This is a genomic window from Pseudomonas alcaligenes (genome assembly GCF_014490745.1).
In the GTDB taxonomy this organism is placed as follows: Bacteria; Pseudomonadota; Gammaproteobacteria; order Pseudomonadales; family Pseudomonadaceae; genus Aquipseudomonas; species Aquipseudomonas alcaligenes_C.
Map to the genome: position 1 here is coordinate 417,043 of NZ_LZEU01000001.1, position 15,886 is coordinate 432,928.

Below are 15,886 nucleotides of genomic sequence, written 5' to 3' on the forward strand. Positions count from 1 at the left end.
CCATAGCCTTTTGCTTGTACGTTTTTTGAGCATTTTCTGCTTCAATGAACAGCGTCAGTCCGTCCCTGTCGGGAGTCGTTGTATGGAAATCACCGCTAGTGCCTTCAACTCGGGCCTGAACGCCATCCAGGCGGGGCAGCGCCGTGTCGATCAGGCGGCCGGCGAGATTGCCGGGGCTGCCGTGACGCCCCAGGAACCGAGCGAGGCCGCCCAGGCCCCGGCCTTCGGTCGTGATGTGCAGGCCGACCTGGCGCAGAGCCTGGTGGCCCTGCAGGTTGGCAAGGTCGAGGCGCAGGCCGGTGCCAAAGTGGTCGAGACGGCCGACGAAGTTCTGGGCACCCTGATCGATACCCGCGCCTGACGGCGCGTCTATCCGGGACTCGCCCGCCAGGAGGGCGAGGAGGAAGATGATGCAGATCGGCAGCGCCACGCCTTATGTCGCGCCCTTGCCGTCCGCGCAGTCGGCACGCACCCTTTCGTCCGATGAATCTGTTGCTGCACTGGCCAACCGGCGCGGTGCCATGCCCGATGCCGCTTCCGTTGCCGGTGCCGCCGTTACCCCGGGACAGTCGGCGCAATTGCGCGACGAGCGCGAACAGCCTGCCGACTCGGCAACCCCCACCTCTTCCACAGCCAGTGAAGACGCCGAAGCGGACGAACCCTCGGCTGCCAGCCAGGCGCAGCAGCAGCGCCAGGAGCAGCTGGACATTGCCGAGCTGGCTGGGCGCGACCGCGAGGTACGGGCCCACGAACAGGCGCATTCGGCTGTCGGCGGTGCCTATGCCGGTTCGCCGACCTACAGCCTCAAGCGTGGCCCGGACGGGCGCTCCTATGCCGTGGGCGGCGAGGTCAGCGTCGATGTCAGCCCGATCCCCAACGACCCCGAAGCCACCCTGCGCAAGATGGAAGTGGTACAGCGCGCGGCGCTGGCGCCGGCCGACCCCTCCGCCCAGGATCGCCGGATCGCGGCCCAGGCCGCGGCCCAGGCCGGCGTGGCACGCGGCGAGATCGTCCAGCGCAATCGTGATGAAGCGGCCGCCGTCCTCGAGGAGCGCCGTGCGCGCAACGAGGCGCAGCGTGAGGAGCAGGCTGCCAGCGAAGAAGAAGACGCCAGCCAGCAGTCCGCCGCGCCAGCGCCTAGTCTTGATCTGTACCGCAACCTGGCCCAGTTGCAGGAGCCCGTCGCGGCAGTCGATCTGCTCGCCTGAGCGGTCGCGGGCGGGTGCTTGACAAGGGTAGGGCGTAAACGTATGTTTCAAACGCCTGTTTGATTGCTGCGCCAGCTATGGCTGCCGGGCTATGGGAGAAATCCCGCAAACGACCGTGTCTGAACCGGTCAAATAAACACTAAGGAATCCACCGTAGAGGTTTACCGCTATGCCTGAGTACAAGGCCCCCTTGCGTGATATCCGCTTCGTTCGTGACGAACTGCTCGGCTACGAAGCGCACTATCAGAGCCTGCCTGGCTGCCAAGACGCCACCCCGGACATGGTCAGTGCCATCCTGGAAGAAGGCGCCAAGTTCTGTGAGCAGGTAATCGCCCCCCTCAACCGTGTGGGTGACCTCGAAGGCTGCACCTGGAGCGAGTCCGGCGTTAAGACCCCGACTGGCTTCAAAGAGGCCTACCAGCAGTTCGTCGAAGGTGGCTGGCCGAGCCTGGCTCACCACGTCGACCACGGTGGCCAAGGCCTGCCGGAGTCCCTGGGCCTGGCCCTGAGCGAGATGGTCGGTGAAGCCAACTGGTCCTGGGGCATGTACCCGGGTCTGTCCCATGGCGCGATGAACACCATCGAAGCCCACGGTACCGACGAGCAGAAGCACACCTACCTGACCAAGCTGGTATCCGGCGAGTGGACCGGCACCATGTGCCTGACCGAGCCGCACTGCGGTACCGACCTGGGCATGCTGCGTACCAAGGCCGAGCCGCAGGCTGATGGCTCCTACAAGGTATCCGGCACCAAGATCTTCATCTCCGCCGGCGAACACGACATGGTCGATAACATCGTCCACATCGTGCTGGCCCGCCTGCCCGACGCCCCGCAAGGCACCAAGGGCATCTCGCTGTTCATCGTGCCGAAGTTCAACGTCAACGCCGACGGTTCCGTTGGTTCGCGCAACGCCGTTTCCTGTGGCTCGATCGAGCACAAGATGGGTATCCACGGCAACGCCACCTGCGTGATGAACTTCGACGGCGCTACCGGCTACCTGATCGGCCCGGCCAACAAAGGCCTGAACTGCATGTTCACCTTCATGAACACTGCTCGCCTGGGTACCGCTCTGCAGGGCCTGGCCCACGCCGAAATCGCCTTCCAGGGCGGCATCAAGTACGCCCGCGAGCGTCTGCAGATGCGTTCCCTGACCGGCCCGAAAGCGCCGGACAAGGCCGCTGACCCGATCATCGTCCACCCGGACGTGCGTCGCATGCTGCTGACCATGAAAGCCTTCGCTGAAGGCAACCGTGCGATGGTGTACTTCACCGCCAAGCAGGTCGACATCGTCAAGTACAGCCAGAACGAAGAAGAGAAGAAAGCCGCTGACGCGATGCTGGCCTTCCTCACTCCGATCGCCAAGGCGTTCATGACCGAAGTCGGCTTCGAAGCCGCCAACCACGGTGTGCAGATCTACGGTGGCCACGGCTTCATCGCCGAGTGGGGCATGGAGCAGAACGTGCGTGACAGCCGTATCTCCTGCCTGTACGAAGGCACCACCGGCGTCCAGGCCCTCGACCTGCTGGGTCGTAAAGTGCTGATGACCCAGGGCGAAGCCCTCAAAGGCTTCACCAAGATCGTGCACAAGTTCTGCCAGGCCAACGAAGCCAACGAAGCCATCAAAGGCCTGGTTGCACCGCTGGCTCAACTGAACAAGGAGTGGGGCGACCTGACCATGAAAGTGGGCATGGCTGCCATGAAGGATCGCGAAGAAGTGGGTGCCGCTTCCGTGGACTACCTGATGTACTCCGGTTATGCCTGCCTGGCCTACTTCTGGGCCGACATGGCGCGCCTGGCTGCCGAGAAGATCGCTGCCGGTACCGAGGACGAGGCTTTCTACAAAGCCAAGCTGCAGACCGCACGCTTCTACTTCGAGCGCATCCTGCCGCGTACCCGTACCCATGTCGCCACCATGCTGTCCGGCGCCAACAACCTGATGGACATGGCCGAAGAAGACTTCGCCCTGGGCTACTAAGCCCAAGTCCGACCTCAGGTCAGAGAAACCGCGGCCCTCGGGTCGCGGTTTTTTTTCGTCCGAAATAAGGCAGTTGGTCGCCTGATAAGGGCTTTTATACGCAAATGCGGATGATCCGCACGCCACATCCGGGCAAAATGCCGCATCCCGTCGTCCTGCCCAGCCGGAGTGGAGAACCTGCCGTGCCCAACTTCGCCGCCATGCGCCTCAGCCATTTCCTGCCGACGCTGCTGCTGCTCGTCGCCGGCGTGCTGGTGGCTCGGCTGACGACCCTCAACGAATTCTTCCTGTCGCTGTTCAACGTGCTGCCGACCTTGGTGCTGCTGCTCGGCGGCGCCTTCTGCGTGGTCTACGGCCGCCAGCGCGAGCTGTCGGTGCTGGTGGCGGTGTACCTCGGCTATTTCCTGTTGGATACCCAGACCGACTACTACCGTGCCGCCGGCAAGGTGCGCGACGACGCGGTGCTGGTGTTCCACCTGTGCAGCCTGCTGCTGCCGCTGCTTTATGGCCTGTACGCCGCCTGGCGCGAGCGCAGCCATCTGGTGCAGGATCTGGTGGCGCGCGCCGCCGTGCTGCTGGCTCTGGGCAGTACCGCCCTGGCCCTGGCGCGGCGTTATCCGCAGGAACTGCAGGCCTGGCTGAGCGACCTGCAATGGCCGCTCTGGCATGCCCAGTGGATGAGCCTGATCCAGCCGGCCTACCCCCTGTTCCTGCTGGCGTTTGGGCTGTTGCTGGTGCAGTACCTGCGCCAGCCGCGGCCGGTGCATGCGGCCCTGTTGCTGAGCCTGTGTGGCCTGCTGTGGATGCTGCCCAAGACCTTCCTGTTGCCCCATGCGCTGCAGGTGATGAGCAGCCTGTGCATGCTGGTGGTGGTCGCCGCGGTGGCCCACGAGGCCTACCAGATGGCCTTCCGCGACGAGCTTACCGGTCTGCCGGGACGCCGCGCGCTGAATGATCGCCTGGAGCGCCTGGGGCGCAACTATGTGATCGCCATGGCCGACGTCGACCACTTCAAGAAATTCAACGACACCCATGGTCACGATGTCGGCGACCAGGTGCTCAAGCTGGTGGCCAGCCGCCTGCGCAAGGTCACCGGCGGCGGCAAGGCTTACCGCTATGGCGGCGAGGAATTCACCCTGGTGTTCCCCGGCAAGAGCATCGAGGAGTGCCGTCCGCACCTGGAGGCCGTGCGCGTTGCGGTGGAGGGCTATGCCCTGCAGCTGCGCGACAAGCAGCAGCGGCCCAAGGACGACAAGCAGGGCCGCCAGCGGCGCAAGAGTGCGGCGAGCGGCAGCGTGTCGGTGACCATCAGCATCGGCGTGGCCGAGCGTGAAGCCCATCAGCGCGGCGCCGACGAGGTGATCCGCAATGCCGACAAGGCGCTCTACGCGGCCAAGAAGGCCGGGCGCAACTGCGTGGTGGCCCAGGGTGAGAACCGCCGCGGTGCGGTGCGGGTGAAGACCGAAAGCGCGTAAATGGTCAGGTTATGGCGCTGCATTCAGCGCGCGTAACGTCGTTGTCCGCCGCCTCAGCGGGGCAGTAGGGTCGCTCCATCAGCCGTGCCGCCGTGGCGCGTGACCTTGCGGAGATCCTGCCATGCCCGACTACAAAGCCCCCCTGCGCGACGTGCGTTTTCTGGTCGATGAAGTCTTCGATTTCCCCGCTACCTACCAGGCCATCGGCGCCACTGATGCGACGCCGGACATGGTCAGCGCCATCCTCGAAGAGGGCGCCAAGTTCTGCGAGCAGGTGCTGGCGCCGCTGAACCGCAGCGGCGACGAGGAAGGCGCGGTGTGGCAGGACGGTGTGGTGACCACGCCCAAGGGCTTCAAGGAAGCCTTCGCCCAGTATGTCGAAGGTGGCTGGAACGGCCTCTCGGCCGATGCCACCTACGGTGGCCAGGGCCTGCCGCATTCGCTCGGCCTGCTGATCGCGGAAATGGTCAGCTCGGCCAACACCTCCTGGGCCATGTACCCGGGCCTGACCCAGGGCGCCATGTCGGCCATCCATGCCCACGGCAGCGAAGAGCAGAAGCAGACCTACCTGACCAAACTCACCGCCGGCACCTGGACCGGCACCATGTGCCTGACCGAGCCGCACTGCGGCACCGACCTCGGAATCATCAAGACCCGCGCCGTGCCCCAGGCCGATGGCAGCTACGCGATCTCCGGCACCAAGATCTTCATCTCCGCCGGCGAGCACGACATGAGCGAGAACATCGTGCACCTGGTGCTGGCCAAGCTGCCCGATGCGCCGGCCGGCACCAAGGGCATCTCGCTGTTCATCGTGCCCAAGTTCAACGTCAACGCCGACGGCTCGGTGGGTACGCGCAACGCCGTGTCCTGCGGCTCGATCGAGCACAAGATGGGCATCAAGGCCTCGGCCACCTGCGTGATGAACTTCGACGAGGCCAAGGGCTACCTGATCGGGGGCGCCAACAAGGGCCTCAACTGCATGTTCACCATGATGAACCACGCGCGCCTGGGCACCGGCATGCAGGGTCTGTGCAACGGTGAGGCGAGCTACCAGGGCGCCGTGCGCTATGCCCACGACCGCCTGCAGATGCGCGCCCTGACCGGGCCGAAGGCGCCGGACAAACCGGCCGACCCGATCATCGTGCACCCCGACGTGCGCCGCATGCTGCTGACCATGCGCGCGTTCAACGAAGGCAACCGTGCCCTGGCCTACTTCACCGCGCAGCTGCTCGACCTCAGCCACAGCCCGGATGCCGAGGAAGCGGCGGCCGCGGAAAACCTGCTGAGCCTGCTCACGCCGATCTGCAAGGCGTTCATGACCGACACCGGCCTGGAGGTCACCAGCCTGGGCATGCAGGTGTTCGGCGGCCACGGCTACATCCGTGAGTGGGGCATGGAGCAGCTGATGCGTGATTGCCGCATCGCGCCGATCTACGAAGGCACCAACGGCATCCAGGCCCTCGACCTGCTCGGGCGCAAGGTGCTCGGTAGCCAGGGCAAGCTGCTCGGCGGCTTCACCAGGATCGTCCACAAGTTCTGCCAGGCCCAGGCCGAGCACCCGCAGCTCAAGGCGCAGGTGGCCGAGCTGGCGCAGCTCAATCGCCAGTGGGGCGAGCTGACCCAGCGCGTCGGCATGGCGGCGCTGAAGAACCCGGACGAAGTGGGCGCCGCCTCGGTCGACTACCTGATGTACTCGGGCTACGTGGTGCTCGCCTACTTCTGGGCGCGCATGGCCGTGGTGGCCCAGGCGCAGCTGGATGCGGGCACCGCCGAGGTCGGCTTCTACCAGGCCAAGCTGGCCACCTGCGACTTCTACTACCGGCGCCTGTTGCCGCGTGCGGCGGCTCACCTGGCGGCGGCGGATGCCGGCAGCGAATGCCTGATGCGCATGCCGGCCGAGCAGTTCCTCGCCTGACCATCGGTCAGTGCCCGCAAAGGCCCGCCCCATGCGGGCCTTTTGCGTGATCAGGGAGGGTTTTATGTCGTGACCATTTGGTCGCAACGTGAACCTATGTGTCTGAAAAGGTGTTCGGCTAGACTGCCGTACCTGCCCCAACCGGCCTTTATCAGGCCGTTCAGTTGCTTCGCTCGAGGATTACTCCATGGCCGATTACAAAGCTCCCCTGCGCGACATGCGCTTCGTTCTCAATGAAGTCTTCGAGGTGTCCAAACTCTGGGCCCAGCTGCCAGGCCTGGCCGAAGTCGTCGACGAAGACACCGCTGCCGCCATCCTCGAAGAAGCCGGCAAGGTCACCGGTGGCGTGATCGCCCCGCTGAACCGCAGCGGCGACGAAGAAGGCTGCTCCTGGAACAACGGTGTGGTGAAAACCCCGGCCGGTTTCCCCGCGGCCTACCAGACCTACGCCGAAGGCGGCTGGGTTGGCGTGGGCGGCGCGCCGGAGTTCGGCGGCATGGGCATGCCGAAAGTGATCGGCGCCCAGGTCGAGGAAATGGTCAACTCGGCCAACCTGTCCTTTGGCCTGTACCCGATGCTGACCGCTGGCGCCTGCCTGTCGATCCTCAACCACGCCAGCGAAGAGCTGAAGCAGCAGTACCTGCCGAACATGTACGCCGGCGTCTGGGCCGGTTCCATGTGCCTGACCGAGCCGCACGCCGGTACCGACCTGGGCATCATCCGCACCAAGGCCGAACCGCAGGCCGACGGCAGCTACAAGATCACCGGCACCAAGATCTTCATCACCGGCGGTGAGCACGACCTGACCGAGAACATCGTCCACCTGGTGCTGGCCAAGCTGCCGGACGCCCCGGCCGGCCCGAAAGGCATCTCGCTGTTCCTGGTGCCGAAAGTCATGGTCAACGCCGACGGTTCGCTGGGCGAGAAGAACTCGCTGTCCTGCGGCTCGATCGAGCACAAGATGGGCATCAAGGCTTCGGCCACCTGCGTGATGAACTTCGACGGCGCCACCGGCTGGATCGTCGACGAGCCGAACAAGGGCCTCAACGCCATGTTCACCATGATGAACTACGAGCGTCTGGGCGTAGGCATCCAGGGCTTGGCCCTGGGCGAGCGTTCCTACCAGAGCGCCATCGAGTACGCCCGCGACCGCATCCAGAGCCGCGCCCCGACCGGCCCGGTGAACAAGGACAAGGCTGCCGACCCGATCATCGTGCACCCGGACGTACGCCGCATGCTGCTGACCATGAAGGCGCTGAACGAGGGCGGTCGCGCCTTCTCCAGCTATGTCGCCATGCAGCTGGACACCGCCAAGTACAGCGAAGACAAGGACACCCGCAAGCGCGCCGAAGAACTGGTCGCCCTGCTGACTCCGGTGGCCAAGGCCTTCCTCACCGACATGGGCCTGGAAACCACCATCCACGGCCAGCAGATCTTCGGCGGCCACGGCTTCGTCCGCGAGTGGGGCCAGGAGCAGCTGATCCGCGACTGCCGCATCACCCAGATCTACGAAGGCACCAACGGCATCCAGTCGCTGGATCTGATGGGCCGCAAGATCGTCGGCAGCGGCGGCAGCTTCTACAAGCACTTCAGCGATGAAGTGAAGGCCTTTATCGGCAGCGCCGATGCCTCGCTGGGCGAGTTCACCGCGCCGCTGCAAGCCGCCATCGCCAACCTCGACGAGCTGACCGCCTGGGTCATCGCCCAGGCCAAGACCAACCCGAACGAAATCGGCGCGGCCTCGGTCGAGTACCTGCAGGTATTCGGCTACACCGCCTACGCCTACGTCTGGGCGCTGATGGCCCGTGCCGCACTGGCCAAGCAGGGCGACGACGAGTTCTACGTGAGCAAGCTGGGTACCGCGCGTTTCTTCTTCGCCCGCCTGCTGCCGCGTATCCACTCGCTGACCGCCTCGGTCAAGGCCGGTAGCGAGTCGCTGTACCTGCTGGACGCTGCGCAGTTCTGAGAATCGGCCGACGATCTGCTGCGCGTCGGCCATGCGTCGTTGAGGTTGGGTTCAGAATGCTCATTCACTTGATGTGAACTGCGCTTCTTCACCCAACCTCGCCTAGCCTGGCTCTAGCTCGCAAGATCCTCGATCCGATTCGGCGTCGAAATGAAAGCCCCGCTTCGGCGGGGCTTTTTTATGCCTGTGTTTTGCCGGGTCGGCATGTCGGGTAGGGCGGGTGAAACCCGCGTTGCCCATGTCGCGGTGTTCCCCCGTCCTGCAGGCTGGGCGGATCGTGAGCAAGCGAAGCGTTGTGTCTGTGCACCAGTTGGCCTACGTCTCTGAGAAGTAGCCCCGAGTGCGCCGATATACTCGAGTTACCCCAGTAGGTGCACGGGGAAGGGATTTCGCCTCAATGGCTTGGGAACGAACGCATGCAATGGATTTTCATGCTGGTTGGGCTGGTGCTCGGTGCGCTGGCCGATGAGTCGATCACCGGCGCGCTGCTTGGCGGCGTGATCGGTTTGGGGCTGGGCCAGGCGCTGCGCCTGCACGGGCTGGCGAGCGAGAACGCGGCGTTGCGCAAGGAGCTGAAGGGCTTCGCCGAGCGCTTCGAGCGCGGCACCACGGCCATGCACGAGCGCCTGCTCAAGGTGGAGCAGGGCGCTTCGTCTGCGGCGCCGGAGCCTGTCGCGCCGGTGGTCGAGGAGCTGGTCGAGCCGCCGGCACCTGCCGCCGCAGCACCGGCCACGGCCGAGACGGCGCCCGAGGACGAGCTGGTCTGGGAGCTGCCGGAGCTCGTTGCCCCCGTGGCCCAGGCTGCGACCCCTGAGCCTCGGCCTGTGGTCGAGCCACTGCCGCAGACGCCTCGGCCCAACCCGCCGCGCCCGGCGGTCAAGGTACCGCGCGAGCCTTCGCCAATCGAGCGGGCCATCGATATCGCCCAAGCCTGGCTGCTTGGCGGCAATACCGTGCTGCGGGTTGGCGTGGTGCTGCTGTTCCTCGGCCTGGCCTTCCTCCTGCGCTACGCCACCGAAGGCATGGTGGTGCCGGTGGCCCTGCGCTACGCCGGGGTGGCGGCCAGCGCCATCGTTCTGCTCGGCCTGGGCTGGTGGCTGCGCAAGCGCAACGAGAACTACGGACTGATGTTGCAGGGTACCGGCATCGCGGTGATCTACCTGACCACCTTCGCCGCCATGCGCCTGCATCCGCTGCTCGACCCGCAGATGGCCCTGGCCCTGCTGGTGCTGGTGACGGCCTTCTCGGCCATCCTCGCGGTGACCCAGAACGCCCTGGGCCTGGCGGTGGCGGCAGCGCTCGGCGGCTTTGCCGCGCCGATCCTCACCTCCACCGGCAGCGGCAACCATGTGGCGCTGTTCAGCTACTTCATCCTGCTCAACGGCGGCATCCTCGCCATCGCCTGGTTCAAGGCCTGGCGCCTGCTCAACCTGGTCGGCTTCTTCGGCACCTTCGGCATCGGCTTCGCCTGGGGGCTGCGCTCCTACACGCCGGAGCTGCTGTGGAGCACCGAGCCGTTCCTGATCCTGTTCTTCCTGATGTACGTGGCCATCGGCCTGTTGTTCGCCCGGCGCAAGCTGCGCGAGGGGGCGGATGCGCCGCTTGAGCGTGAGCTGCTGCTGCGCTGGTCGGCGGGCAAGGCCGACTATGTCGACGGCACCGTGCTGTTCGGCCCGCCGCTGGTGGGTTTCGGCCTGCAGTACGCGGTGGTGCAGCACATCGAATTCGCCGCGGCCTTCAGTGCTCTGGGCCTGGGGTTGTTCTACCTGCTGCTGGCGCGCCTGCTCGCCGGACGTACCGCGGATCGCGCCCTGCTGCTGGTGGAAACCTGCCTGGCGCTGGGCGTGGTATTCGGCAGCCTGGCCATTCCGCTGGGCCTGGATGCGCGCTGGACGTCCGCTGCCTGGGCGGTGGAGGGCGCCGGTATCTACTGGCTCGGCCTGCGCCAGGGACGGCCGCTGGCGCGCGCCTTCGCCCTGTTCCTGCAGTTCGCGGCGGCGTTGGCTTTCCTCGGCGGCATCGACTTCTCCATTCCCGGTGACACGGTGCTCGATGGCGCGCCGCTGGGCGCGCTGATGCTTGGGGCGGCGCTGCTGTTCAGCTTCTGGCAGCTGCGTCAGGCGCCCGAGGGTATCCCGCGTACCTGGGAACGGCGCGCCCCGCAGCTGCTGGCCGCGGCCGGGCTGGGCTTTCTCTACCTGATCGCGCCGCTGTGCCTGGGCGCCGAAGGCACCGCCATTGCCTGGGCGCTGGCCGGGTTGGCGACCCTGTTTGCCGGCCTGCGCCTGCAGTCGCGGACTTTCCTGTTCAGTGCCTTCGCCATCCAGCTGCTCGGCGGCGTGCTGTTCCTCGCCCGCCTGCGCGGCGCCGATGCGGATGGCGCCGGCGTGCTCGATTCGGGCTGGCGCGGCCTGCTGGTCTGCTCGCTGATCGGCTTGGCGCTGGTGGCCGGCATGCTGATCGCCGCGCGCGACAAGCTGGTCAGCCAGGATCGCCGGCTGATGCGCGGGCTGTCCCTGGTGCTGCTGGTGGGGCTGCTGTTCCTCAACCTGGCGGCGCTGTTCGTGCTGTCCTGGCAGAGCGCCAGCGCGGTGTGGGCCGGCAGCGGCCTGCTGGTGCTCTGGCTCAGCCTGCGTCTGCAGCTGCGCGCCAGTTTCCTGTTCGGTCTGCTGCTGCAGGTAGTCGGCGGCATTGCCTTCCTCGCTGCCAGCCCGCTGTTGCTTGGCCAGTTGCCCAGTGAGGGGCTGCGCCCGCTGGCCCATGCCGGCTTCTGGACGCCGCTGGTGCTGGCCCTGGCCGCCCAGGTCGGCGCCTGGCGCCTGCGCCATGTGCTGCTGCGCCAGCAGGCCGGGGCGCTGGATGGCCTGAGTCTGCAACGTCTGGCGCAGCTGCTGCTGGCCTGGGGTGCCGGCTGGTGGGTGCTGGCCCTGAGTGGCGAGGTACTGCGCTTCGTCGAGCCGGCCTGGCAGGGCGCCGCGCTGTTGAGCCTGGCGGCGGCCAGCGTAGCGCTGTGGAGCTGGCTGGCCGGGCGCCTGCACTGGCGCAGTCTGGCGCTGTTGTGCAGCCTGCTGGTGCCGGCGGCCCTGGTCATTCTGCTGCACCTGGCGCACGCCACCTACCACCCGGCGGCGAATTTCGGCTGGCTCGGCTGGGGTCTGCTGTTCGCCGTGCACCTGCTGTCCCTGCGTCGTCTCGCCGAGCTGCTGCCGGCCGGTGTGCGCAGCGCCGCCCATGTGCTCGGCTGCTGGTTGATCCTCGGTGTGCTGGCGCTGGAGTTGCGTTACCTGCTGATGCTGCTGGCCGAGCAGTACAACGCCTGGCGCTGGCTGGGCTGGGCGGTCTTGCCGAGCCTGTACCTGCTGCTGATGGCGGCGCCGCGCCAGTTGCCCTGGCCGGTGGCCGGCTATCCGCGCGAGTACCGGGTACTGGCCGCCGCACCGCTGGCCGCGCTGATGCTCGGCTGGTTCTGGCTGGCCAATATCGCCAGCGACGGCAATGCCGAGCCGCTGCCCTATCTGCCGCTGTTCAACCCGTTGGAGCTGGGCCTGCTGCTGGTGCTGCTGGCCATCTACAGCTGGCTGCGCAGCGGCCTGCCGCAACTGGGGCTGGCCCCGGTACGGGTGGAGCAGGGCGCGCAGCTGGTGGCGGGTATCTCGCTGTTCGCCCTGTTCACCGCCGCCGTGTTCCGTACCGCGCACCACTGGGGCGGGGTGCCGTTCCAGCTGGATCTGCTGCTCGACTCGATGCTGGTGCAGGCCGGTCTGTCCATCGTCTGGACGCTGATCGCCCTGCCGCTGATGATCGTCGGCCACCTGCGCGGGCGCCGCGAGCTGTGGCTGGTCGGCGCGGCGTTGATCGGCGTGGTGGTGGCCAAGCTGTTCTTCGTCGAGCTGGGTAACCGCGGTGGCCTGGAACGCATCATTTCCTTTATCGGCGTCGGCGTGCTGCTGCTGATCGTCGGCTATTTCGCTCCCTTGCCGCCGCGCAAGGCTGAATCCGCACAGGTGAATGCATGAGCCGCTGGGTGAGTTGTGGGTGGTTGCTGGGTGCCGCCCTGCTGCTGGCGCCCTGGGCGCAGGCCGAGCAGGCGGCCGACTATGCCGTGCAGGTGCCGCTGGAGGTGTCCGGCGAGGGGCCCTGGTATCGCCTGGAGCTGCCGATGGCTTTGCAGCTGGCGGCCAGGCATGCCGACCTGCGCGATCTGCGGGTGTTCAACGCCGAGGGCGAGGCGCTGGCCTATGCCCTGACCCCGGCCAGCGCCTTGCCGACCGAGCAGCGACAGGAGGCCACGCTCAGGTGGTTCCCGCTGATGGGCGCGGCGGATCAGGCGGCACCGGCCATTCGCGTGCAGCGCAGCACCACGGGCACCCTGGTGGAAGTGACGCCGGAGGTTCAGGGCAGCGCGGAGCAGGTGCGCCGTGGCTGGCTGCTGGATGTCAGCGCCTTCGACCAGCCTCTGCACCGCCTGCGCCTGGACTGGAGCAGTGCCGAGGACGGCTTCCAGCGTTTCAGCATCGAGGCCAGCGACGATCTGCAGCACTGGAGCAGCTGGGGCGAGGGCCAGGTCGCCCGCCTGAGCTTCGCCAACGAGCGCATCGACCAGCGTGAAGTCGAGTTGCCCGGCGCCAAGGCACATTACCTGCGCCTGCTCTGGCTGGCGCCGCAGCAGGCGCCGACGCTGCTTGCGGCGCAGGCGGTGAGTATCGAGCAGGCCCCCGGGCAGCCGCCGCTGGTGTGGTCGACGGCATTGCCGGCGCAATCCGGCAAGCCCGGCGAATACAGCTGGGAGCTGCCGCTGAGTCTGCCGCTGGAGCGCCTGAAGATTGCCCTGCCGCAGGCCAATACCTTGGCGCCGGTCAGCCTGTCCGCACGCCAGGATGGCAGTCCGCAGTGGCGCGCGCTGACCCGTGGCCTGCTCTATCGCCTGCCCCAGGATGGTCAGGAAGTGGTGCATGACGAGATCGAGCTGTACGGCCAGCCGGTGCGCCAGCTGCGTCTGCAGGTCGATCCACGTGGCGGTGGCCTGGGTACCGAGCAGCCGCAGCTGCAGGTGGCCATGCGTGCCAGCCAGGTGGTGTTCCTCGCCCGTGGCTCGGCACCTTATAGCCTGGCCATCGGCAAGGCCGACGGACAGTCGGCGGCGCTGCCGCTGGGCACGCTGGTGCCCGGATATCAGCCGACCCGCCTGGCCAGCCTGGGCGTCGCCCGGGCGCCGGCCGAGCTGCCGGCACAGACGCAGCAGGCCGCCGCGGCGCCCGCCACCGACTGGCAGCGCATCGGCCTGTGGGCGGTGCTGCTGGCCGGCGTGGCACTGCTTGGCGGCATGGCCTTCAGTCTGCTGCGCAAGCCCGGATCGACACACAACGGCTGAGCCGAAAGTAGCGGGGATCGTGCGTGATCCCCGCTTTTGCCTGTTGATCTGCTAAGAAAAGGGTGAATTGGTCGACAATTCACGCTAGATTCACCGAGTTACGCCATACGTCCAATAACAATTACAAGGACCTCTCGATGAAGCGTGTTCTGACTTCTCTGGCAGCAGCCTGCCTGCTGGCTTCTGCAGCTCTTCCGGTACAAGCGGCCGACTCTCCTTATTCAACCATGATCGTGTTCGGCGACAGCCTGAGTGACTCGGGCTGGTTCACCGATGCCGATGGCCATGTGCGCTTCACCAACCGGGTCGGGCCTACCTATGGAGCTGGCGAGGCCTATGGGCCGGTTGCGCCGATGCTACTGGGCGGACAGTTGGGCGTCAGCGAAGATGACCAGCAGGCCGCCAATGCTGGCGGTAATAACTGGGCTGTAGGTGGTTATCGCACCGACCAGATCCTGACGACAGTCAACAACAACTACCTGGCTGCCAACGGTTTCCGCGCCGATCCCAATGCGCTCTATTACCTGACAGGCGGTGGCAACGACTTCCTGCAGCTACAGGTCACCAGCACCGCAACGGCTCAGGCAGCCGCGGGGCGCCTGGTTGACAGTGTCGAGTCGTTACAACAAGCCGGGGCGCGCTACATCATGGTCTGGCTGTTGCCCGATGTGGGCAAGACACCAGCTATTTCCGGTACAGGTCTGGCTGCCACCGTTTCTGCGCTGGGCCAGGACTTCAACGCCGAACTGGTGCGCCAGCTCGCCAGCGTGAATGCCGAAGTCATCCCACTGAACGTTCCGGCGATGCTTTCCGAGGTACTGGCCGATCCTGGTCGCTATGGGTTGGCCACGAACCTGACCACTGCCCAGCTGATCGGTACTTGCTTCTCCGGCTGCAGCAACGAGAACCCCATCTACGGCATCAACGGCAGCAACCCCGACCCGACCAAGCTGCTGTTCAACGACGGCGTGCACCCGACCATCACCGGGCAGACCCTGATTGCCGACTACGCCTACTCGCTGCTGGCGGCGCCCTGGGAAATCAGCCTGCTGCCGGAGATGGGCCTTGGCACCCTGAAAAGCCACCAGGATCAGCTGCGTGCCCAGTGGCAGGCTGACTGGGAAGGTTGGCAGGCGGTTGGCCAGTGGCGTTCGTTCATCAACGCCGGTGGTCATCGGCAGAGCTATGACGTCTATTCCAGCGATGCCGATGGCAATGGCTACAGCCTGAATGTCGGCACCAGCTACCGCTTCGACGACGCCTGGCGCTTTGGCCTGGCGGCCGGTTACTACGAGCAGAGCCTGGAAGCCGGCAATGCCGACTCCGACTACGACCTGAAGAGCTACCTGGGCAGCGCCTTCGCCCAGTACCAGCAGAACCGCTGGTGGGGCGAGCTGGCCGCCACGGTCGGCTACCTCGATTACGACGACCTGACCCGCAAGTTCGACATGGGCCCGACCACCCGCAGCGAACAGGGCGACACCGACGGCAATCTGTGGGGCCTGAGCGGCCGCGTCGGTTACGACATCGCCCAGTCCGTCGACAGCGCCTGGCACCTCAGCCCGTTCCTCAGTGCCGACTATGCGCGGGTCGAGGTGGACAGCTACAGCGAGGACGGCCAGGACTCGGCGGCGCTCAACTATGGCGACCAGAAGCGCACCTCCAAGCGTCTCGGCGCCGGCCTGCAAGGGCTGTTCGACCTCAATGCGCAGACCCGCCTGTTCGGCGAAGTGGCGATGGAGCGCGAGTACGAGGACGACAGCAGCGACGTCGACATGTCCCTGCGCAGCCTGCCGACCATCGACTACACCCTGCAGGGCTACACCCCGGACGACCGCACCTGGCGCGCCAGCCTGGGCGTGCGTCACCAGCTGACCCCGGAACTGTCCCTGCGTGCGGCCTACAACTACCGCAACGCCGACGACAGCGACCAGCAGGGCCTCAACCTGTCCCTGGCCCTGGACATCTGAGTCACC

Annotated in this window: 9 protein-coding genes; all 9 read left to right on the plus strand. The window is 66.4% G+C overall.

From position 1 onward, the window contains the following. The first annotated feature begins 82 nt into the window (after positions 1–82). Positions 83–361, plus strand: a complete 279-nt coding sequence (locus A9179_RS01890; RefSeq protein WP_187804171.1) for a hypothetical protein — start codon at positions 83–85, stop codon at positions 359–361. 46 nt (positions 362–407) lie between these two features. After that, positions 408–1,208 (plus strand): putative metalloprotease CJM1_0395 family protein, encoded by an 801-nt coding sequence (locus tag A9179_RS01895; protein WP_316851809.1) that lies wholly within the window; start codon positions 408–410, stop codon positions 1,206–1,208. A gap of 169 nt (positions 1,209–1,377) precedes the next feature. Continuing rightward, positions 1,378–3,183, plus strand: a complete 1,806-nt coding sequence (locus A9179_RS01900) for a phenylacyl-CoA dehydrogenase (RefSeq protein ID WP_187804172.1) — start codon at positions 1,378–1,380, stop codon at positions 3,181–3,183. A gap of 182 nt (positions 3,184–3,365) precedes the next feature. After that, positions 3,366–4,658, plus strand: a complete 1,293-nt coding sequence (locus A9179_RS01905; protein WP_187804173.1) for a GGDEF domain-containing protein — start codon at positions 3,366–3,368, stop codon at positions 4,656–4,658. Between the two features lie 121 nt (positions 4,659–4,779). After that, positions 4,780–6,573 (plus strand): acyl-CoA dehydrogenase C-terminal domain-containing protein, encoded by a 1,794-nt coding sequence (locus A9179_RS01910; protein ID WP_187804174.1) that lies wholly within the window; start codon positions 4,780–4,782, stop codon positions 6,571–6,573. 187 nt (positions 6,574–6,760) lie between these two features. Then, on the plus strand, positions 6,761–8,539 hold the full coding sequence (locus A9179_RS01915; RefSeq protein WP_187804175.1) for an acyl-CoA dehydrogenase C-terminal domain-containing protein: 1,779 nt from the start codon (positions 6,761–6,763) through the stop codon (positions 8,537–8,539). Between the two features lie 416 nt (positions 8,540–8,955). After that, complete coding sequence (locus A9179_RS01920; protein ID WP_187804176.1) at positions 8,956–12,555, plus strand: DUF2339 domain-containing protein; 3,600 nt, start codon at positions 8,956–8,958, stop codon at positions 12,553–12,555. Further along, complete coding sequence (locus tag A9179_RS01925; RefSeq protein ID WP_187804177.1) at positions 12,552–13,910, plus strand: DUF3999 domain-containing protein; 1,359 nt, start codon at positions 12,552–12,554, stop codon at positions 13,908–13,910. The genes A9179_RS01920 and A9179_RS01925 overlap by 4 nt, the downstream gene beginning before the upstream one ends. 137 nt (positions 13,911–14,047) lie before the next feature. After that, positions 14,048–15,880 carry an autotransporter domain-containing SGNH/GDSL hydrolase family protein gene (locus A9179_RS01930; protein ID WP_187804178.1) on the plus strand — a complete coding sequence of 611 codons (1,833 nt, stop codon included), beginning with the start codon at positions 14,048–14,050 and terminating at the stop codon, positions 15,878–15,880. Positions 15,881–15,886 lie beyond the last annotated feature (6 nt).